At 39.6% G+C, this 7252-nt stretch carries 7 protein-coding genes; 3 read left to right on the top strand and 4 right to left on the bottom strand.

All coding sequences use genetic code 11. The features are described from left to right. Window positions 1–133 precede the first annotated feature (133 nt). The 3 genes from rnk to ACIG3F_RS12135 form a co-directional block, all read right to left on the bottom strand. A complete protein-coding gene (rnk, locus tag ACIG3F_RS12125) occupies window positions 134–538 on the bottom strand; it encodes a nucleoside diphosphate kinase regulator (protein WP_396470149.1) in 405 nt (134 codons plus the stop codon). Between the two features lie 504 nt (window positions 539–1042). Continuing rightward, on the bottom strand, window positions 1043–2293 hold the full coding sequence (gene glyA, locus ACIG3F_RS12130; protein WP_005103619.1) for a serine hydroxymethyltransferase: 1251 nt from the start codon (window positions 2291–2293) through the stop codon (window positions 1043–1045). A 154-nt stretch (window positions 2294–2447) separates the two neighbouring features. Then, on the bottom strand, window positions 2448–3695 hold the full coding sequence (locus ACIG3F_RS12135) for an alpha/beta fold hydrolase (RefSeq protein ID WP_396470150.1): 1248 nt from the start codon (window positions 3693–3695) through the stop codon (window positions 2448–2450). A gap of 331 nt (window positions 3696–4026) precedes the next feature. Between ACIG3F_RS12135 and ACIG3F_RS12140 the strand changes: the two genes are divergently transcribed. The 3 genes from ACIG3F_RS12140 (at window position 4027) to ACIG3F_RS12150 (ending at window position 6043) form a co-directional block, all read left to right on the top strand. Continuing rightward, a complete protein-coding gene (locus tag ACIG3F_RS12140; RefSeq protein WP_396470151.1) occupies window positions 4027–4725 on the top strand; it encodes a 3'-5' exonuclease in 699 nt (232 codons plus the stop codon). A 101-nt stretch (window positions 4726–4826) separates the two neighbouring features. Beyond that, window positions 4827–5474 carry a hypothetical protein gene (locus tag ACIG3F_RS12145; RefSeq protein WP_396470152.1) on the top strand — a complete coding sequence of 216 codons (648 nt, stop codon included), beginning with the start codon at window positions 4827–4829 and terminating at the stop codon, window positions 5472–5474. A 218-nt stretch (window positions 5475–5692) separates the two neighbouring features. Further along, window positions 5693–6043, top strand: coding sequence for a hypothetical protein (locus ACIG3F_RS12150; protein ID WP_253173535.1), 351 nt, complete (start codon window positions 5693–5695; stop codon window positions 6041–6043). A gap of 252 nt (window positions 6044–6295) precedes the next feature. Here the strand turns inward: ACIG3F_RS12150 and ACIG3F_RS12155 are convergent, their stop codons facing one another. Beyond that, window positions 6296–6514 carry a hypothetical protein gene (locus ACIG3F_RS12155; protein WP_005265756.1) on the bottom strand — a complete coding sequence of 73 codons (219 nt, stop codon included), beginning with the start codon at window positions 6512–6514 and terminating at the stop codon, window positions 6296–6298. Window positions 6515–7252: the final 738 nt, after the last annotated feature.

Below are 7252 nucleotides of genomic sequence, written 5' to 3' on the forward strand. Positions count from 1 at the left end.
TTTCACTTTAAGCATTTAGAACTTTAAAATTTATTTAATCTGATCTAAACGCTTATAACATCAGGTTTTACTTAAAATCCATATACAAAAAAAGCCATATTGCTATGGCTTTCAAGGATGATCCAACGCTGGCTTAAAGATAATCCCCTTCGCTCTCCGGCTGAAACAGCACTTTTTCGATGGTCACTTTCATCGCATGACCATCTGGTTGTGGCCATTCAATGGTTTGACCTTCCGCTAAGCCCAAAATGGCGGCGCCTATCGGCGCGATCACATTGACCTGTCCCTTTTCACCCTTAAACTCATGCGGGTAAACCAAGGTCACTTCGACCGTTTCTGTTGAAGGTGCAATCGTCAACAGTACACGTGAATGCATGGTCACGATATTGCTTGCGATTTCTTTTGGCTCAACTACTTCGGCACGTGCCAGTTCATCCTCTAAGCGGATCATGGTTTCGCTCAGCTTGCTCTGATTCTCCAGCATCGTTTCCAGACGATGTAAATCTTGCTCAGATAAAATAATGTTGGGTTTAGTCATCCTTATTACCTTGTTTAATGCATAAATGAAAAATTAATCAATCAACCGCCAGCAGCATTTTTAAATACAGGATTTACCCATATTCAAATGATACCGATCCATATAACGTTTAAATAAAAAGAATGATGTCATTCACGGCGCTTATATCAGCACCACCTTACAGTAACATGGGATTCACTCAAGCGCTTCATCTACCATGATCTTCAGCTCAATAACCTATTATTTTAAAGTGTCAGGTTCTGAAAATAATTCCTGTAAATAATTTCAAGCAAAGCATGCAACGAATGCATTCATTCTTTTAAAGCATTTAAAAATACAAATAGTTGATAAAAGACTTTAAGCCAGATTGAGAAAAACTCAATATGATTTTATTGATGACTCAATCTCTTACGGCATGGAAATTGATCTATATAAGCCCGATCAAGTCTAAACATCTTTTACATCGTTATTTTTACAGCTATAAAAAAAGCTCCCGGTTGGGAGCTCCTTTCCGTTTATAAGCGATTATGCATAAACTGGGAATTTAGCACATACCGCTGCAACTTTCTCTTTCACCGCGTTGATAACAGCTTCATCGCCTTTAGCATCTAGGATGTCAGCGATCCAGCCTGCAAGTTCACGCACTTCAGCTTCGCCAAAACCGCGAGTTGTTACTGCAGGTGTACCGATACGGATACCTGAAGTGACGAACGGAGAGCGTGGATCGTTTGGTACAGAGTTTTTGTTCACAGTAATGTGAGCAGCACCTAACCAAGCGTCAGCTTCTTTACCTGTGATGTCTTGTTTGATTAAAGACAACAAGAACAAGTGGTTTTCAGTACCACCAGAAACTACGTCATAACCACGAGCGATTAATACTTCAGCCATTGCTTTCGCATTCACAACTACTTGTTGCTGATAAGCTTTGTATTCAGGTGCCATTGCTTCTTTGAAGCAGATTGCTTTCGCAGCAATCGCGTGAACCAAAGGACCACCCTGGTTGCCTGGGAATACAGCCGATTGAAGTTTCTTCTCGATTTCTTCGTTTGCTTTCGCAAGGATCAGACCTGAACGTGGACCACGAAGTGTTTTGTGAGTCGTAGTCGTAGTAACGTCAGCGATTTGCACCGGGCTTGGGTAAACGCCAGCGGCAACCAGACCTGCAACGTGAGCCATATCAACAAATAGGTAAGCGCCAACTTTGTCCGCGATGTCACGGAAACGCTGCCAGTCAACGATTTGGCTGTATGCAGAGAAACCAGCAACGATCATGCGTGGCTTGTGCTCAAGCGCCAAACGCTCAACTTCTTCGTAATCGATCTCGCCAGTTTCAGGGTTTAAACCGTACTGAATCGCATTATATGTTTTACCAGAGAAACTTACTTTTGCACCGTGAGTCAAGTGACCACCGTGAGCAAGGCTCATACCCAGAACTGTATCACCCGGGTTAAGCAGCGCTAAGTAAACTGCTGAGTTTGCTTGTGAACCAGCATGTGGCTGAACGTTAGCATAATCAGCACCAAAGAGTTCTTTAGCACGGTCAATCGCCAATTGTTCGATAACGTCTACATACTCGCAACCGCCATAGTAGCGTTTACCTGGGTAGCCTTCCGCATATTTGTTAGTAAGTTTTGAACCTTGAGCTTCCATAACTGCTGGTGAGCAGTAGTTTTCAGAAGCGATTAGCTCAATATGAGCTTCTTGACGAGCATCTTCATTCGAGATTGCTTGAGCTAATTCTGGATCAAATTCAGCGATAGAGATATTGGCAAACATTAGCGAGGTCCTATTGATTTAGGGCTTTTAAGCCGTGCTAAGATTGGCGCGTATTGTAGCATGAAGTTTTAAATTTTCGATCATGAACTTTATTCAGTTTGCAATAAAAATGGCTCATATCTAAAAAAACATGAGCCATTTAGATAAAAATAAGTTATTGAATTGGCATTAGAGATTTTACATCTGAAATAATATTAGGAATATTCAGTGCATAGACGCTACCATGATCCCATTTAGTCGCATTTGACTCATCCGTAATATAACGTACTGAAGTTTGTTTTTGATTGGTAAGTGCAACCAAAACATCTGTTGCTGCTTTCGGAACGGTACTATCTGCTGAACCCTGATAAATAATCACTGGCGTAGAAACTTTAACAAGTAAAGGCTGAGAATCTTTTTCTAAGAAGCTCTTTACGACTGGAATACTCATAAAGTTAGTTTGAGTACGAGGATAATTATTTACCGAGTTATTATTTGATTGTGCATAAGCATACATTGCAGTACCAAATTTCTGGCCTAATACATCATAGCAATCAGTTTCTGCATTTTTCGCGATTTCATCGGTTGGCGTTTTAAAAATCTGACTATATTGCAGATTCGGGTTCGGGTTACGCAAACCAGCAACAATCAGGGCAGTAAAGGTATCTAAAGATGCTAAAGTTCCAATTTTTTTATCCAGATTTGTTTCTTGTCCCGCCTGTTGTTCACCTCCTGTCAAAATCAGATTGAAATTTGAAGCCGGTGCTAAAGCTACCGTACCTTTATAGGTCATCTTAGAGGCACGTGCTGCATATTGCGCAGCGCCTAAAGCTGCCTGGCCACCTTGAGAATGCCCTACTGCCACCCATTGATTGGATGCTTGTGAACCTAAATAATTTCGTGCAGCTACGACTGCATCAGTAATAGAATAAGCTTCACTTTTCAAATTCAAGAAAGGATGAAGTTCTTTTCCACTCGGCTCTCCCAAACCTTCATAGTCAGGTGCCACTACAATATAGCCAGCTTGGAGAAACCCGCCAATCATGGCTTTGATATAATCATTCAGCGCTTTTCGACTCGGCGCACACTGATCAGCTACACCGGTAGTTCCATGTGCCCATGCCACAATTGGCCAGCCTGTAGCTGGAGGCGTTCCTTCGGGTGTGAAAACTAATGCAGTAGCTTGTGTTTCCTTACCATTAATTCCTAACATCTTATAAGTCATGATCACACTTTCGTCAGCGATCCCGGAGAAATCCGTTTGAGTATAGGCTACAGGTGTTGCCACGACTGGATTATCGATATTATTTACTGGAATGGCAGGTTTGGACTCGTAAAAACGATCATTATCACTATCATCGTTACAAGCAGTTAAGGCCACACTTAATGTGAGAAGAGTACAGGTCAATACTTGACGTTTCATCGATCTTATCCTTATCTTATTTATTATCATCTCTAATGAGTTTTTCTGGTTTTATCTTTAACAAACGATAAAACTACATATAATTTCCCAATTTATCTAAACAATATCAAGAAAAGAATGCGTTATTTTTTCTGTTAAATTCGTACCCGTTTAGATTTATTATGAAATCAGCAAACTTTAAAATAGAGAATTTCTCCTCTCCCGAACTATACAAATAGTCGTCATACGTTAAAAAGCCTGCAATTAATACAGAAATAAAGCAATTCAATTGTCAGTTGCAAAATAATAATGTTAGATTTTACTCTCCTCTCTTTTCAGGCACATTTCCGACATGCAGGCCATTATTCTTGATACCGAAACGCATACTTTAAATGGCCAACCCATCGAAATTGCCTATGCGCCTGTCGAAATTGTCGACCATAAAATCAGTCTGGATAAAAGCCGCCTGTTTGATCAGCTTTATTCATGTGACGAAGCCATTTCTTTTGCTGCCATGGCCGTGCATCATATTCTGGAATCGGATCTGGAAGGTCAGCCGCATTACACTACCTTTCGCCTGCCTGATGAAACCGTCTACATGATCGGCCATAATATTGATTATGACGTCCGTGCCATCGAAAAATGTGGTGTAGATACTTCAAAAATCAAGGCGATTTGTACACTGGCTTTAGCACGTCGGGTCTGGCCAGATGCGGAAGCGCACAATATTTCTGCCCTGATTTATATGATCACCAAAGGCAGCGAAAGAGCGCGTGAAATGATCCGTAAAGCGCATCGTGCCGATATGGATATTATTTTAACGGCCAATATTTTAATGCATATTGTGCATCATTTAAAAATCAACAGTATGCAGGAATTATTCGATGCTTCTGAAGATGCCCGAATTCCACGTACGATTAATTTTGGTAAACATCGCGGCACCGCTATTGCAGAACTACCTGCTGACTATGTGCAATGGTTGCTGCGTCAGGATGAACTCGATCCTTATTTACGCAAGGCACTTGAAAATACGGCGATCACGACATTATAGGTCTTATCAAAATAAACCTCTGTATTTTAATAAATACTTCATATTAATGTAATTTTCACAGACTATGCTCTAGCTGAATTTAAGCAACCATCTATTCAGCTATGATGCATTTTTATAAAACTCAACGTGGGATCGAGGTGCTACAGGATCGCTCCATCCCACTGACCGCACGCCAACGCCGCTTATTGGTTCTGATCGGCAGCCAGGATTTCAACTTATTAAATGATGGCTTAAAGCAGCAGCTTGCTCCTACCGAACTCTTAGATCAACTTTATGCCATGGATTTAATCGTTCCGGCTGAAACTGGCGAGGTAGCCATTAGTCAAAAGCAAGCAGACGCGAGAACAGATACAAAAGTTGACCTGGCACACTCCGAGATTCACCGTTCGTTGAATTCCTCGATAGCAGCGGATTCTGCAACAAAAGATTTCACCCCCGAGATGGAGCCCATAAAAATATTGCAGAACACTCCATCTGCTGAAACAGATTCAAGCCATGAACAAAAGCTGCCTGAACTCAAACTCATGTCTTTTGAAGACCTCAAATATATGATGATGGAAAGCTTACAAAAATATTGTGGCTTGATGGCCAAACAGCAAATTCACCATATTTTACAGGCACCGGATGTGCGCAGTTTGAAACTTTGTCAAATGCAATGGATCACATCACTTCAGGAAAGTCGCATTGCTCCCCAAGAATTGAATCACATTCTGAAGCAGATCAATTTTGCTTTAGATCAATTGCAGTAAAATGAAGCGCCTGAATAAGAACATCTTAGTCTTTTAAACTCTTAAATAAGTGAGTTTAACAATGAGGCAGCTTTAATTATTCAAGATAACTAATTGGTTATTTGATATATTTATATTTAAGCAAAATTTAAAGCTCGAAATATCCGACTTAAGCGTGATAGAAAAAGAATTATAATCCCGCCATATAGTGAGCATAGACATCCGATTGGATCATGTATATGTCACATTATTTAGAATTCGATGCGTTCGATAATCCCATGCAACTGAGTAAAGTTGGCAACTGGGTGATCACCTTTTTAAGTCCGGTTGAAGAACTGCAATTTGTGCAATTGGCGATTACCTATGTGCTTCCCCGCCAGATCAGTGACAGCTTGCAACCGCGCCGTGTGTTGATTCAAAAAAGTCCCCTTGAGCATCATTGGCTGATTCAGGCCATTGAATGTTTTGACAGCACGACTTGTCAGGAAATTTCTTTAAGCCCTGAGCATACAACTGCACAGCAAACTTTAGCGCAGATTCTAAAAGAATTTGAAAAATATGATGTGAATTTGCAGCTTAAACAGATTTAAATACTTGCTCACTCCAGCGAGCTTTTTTATTGCTATGGGAAATTTCTTCGGCCAATCAAGGCTCACTATCACGTTGTCTTCTCTTAGAGATTGAATCAGCTTCTGATTATAGCTGCACACATTAGCATCCAAGCTAGCAAATACCAAAGTATAAAAAACTCACCTAAATGGTGAGTTTTTTAACTACTGAATCGGTGATTTCGGATAAATAAGTTCAATTTTTTTCTACCTATCTGAAGTTCACTGATTAAATTATTCGACAACGCGATAAATATTTGAAGATTTTTGGCTTTCAAACAACAACTCAATACTCGGCAGAATCGTTTCACCATCTACCACGATATGTTCAATTTTTTTGACCAACTCAGCTGCATGATGAGTGTTGTGCTCTGCAAAGGAACGCAGCATCGCTTTCGCCTCAGTCACTTGGCTAAATTGATCTTTCACCTTGATATCAATTATCTTTGACATTTTTCCTTCCTCTCTCATTATCCAATTTGCAGTTTTTTATACCATAATTAGCCAAGCGATTAATCTTCAAGATGTTAGCGAATTTGGCAATGTAAACTTTTTTATCTGGATGGATTATAAGAAAAAGAATATTAAACTTAATGAATTGTGCAGACATTAAAAAAGCTCGCATTTCTGCGAGCTCTGTGTTGGATGGCTAGTGCTAGATTTATTGTCTGGTGATAAACATCAAACTCAACTAACTGTCATTGATCCGTCCAACTTATCGGTAGCGTCTTATTGATTTTACGACCTACCATGAGTTGAATATAACAGTATTTTTTTAGCCGACAATACTCTTTTACACTTCTAAAAGAAGACTTATACAAGATTTCAATTGTCATTTTTTTAAAGCAGATTAGAATATTTCTGGCTTGTTATCCGAAGATTTCTGCATTCATATCGTCTTTATTTAATTCATTGATTTCTAGAAAAATACCCTATTAAACATACGATTTCCTGTTGCATAGCGGGTTCAACATTTTCCTTCATAACCTCTAATGAGCACTTCAAAATTTAAACTGGAATATGATTTTTTATAAAAAAATACTTCCGGAAAAGGACGCAATATTCAAAGAAACTACTGTCATAGAATCGATACGACTAGGGTGTGTTGACACTTTTAGCTTAAAAAAATAGCGAAGTAGTAAAATCAAATCGCCAAACCCAATTTTACTATTCGCTATGCCTCGTACCATG

The sequence above is a fragment of the Acinetobacter sp. NPDC052428 genome (genome assembly GCF_044547685.1).
In the GTDB taxonomy this organism is placed as follows: Bacteria; Pseudomonadota; Gammaproteobacteria; order Pseudomonadales; family Moraxellaceae; genus Acinetobacter; species Acinetobacter lwoffii_G.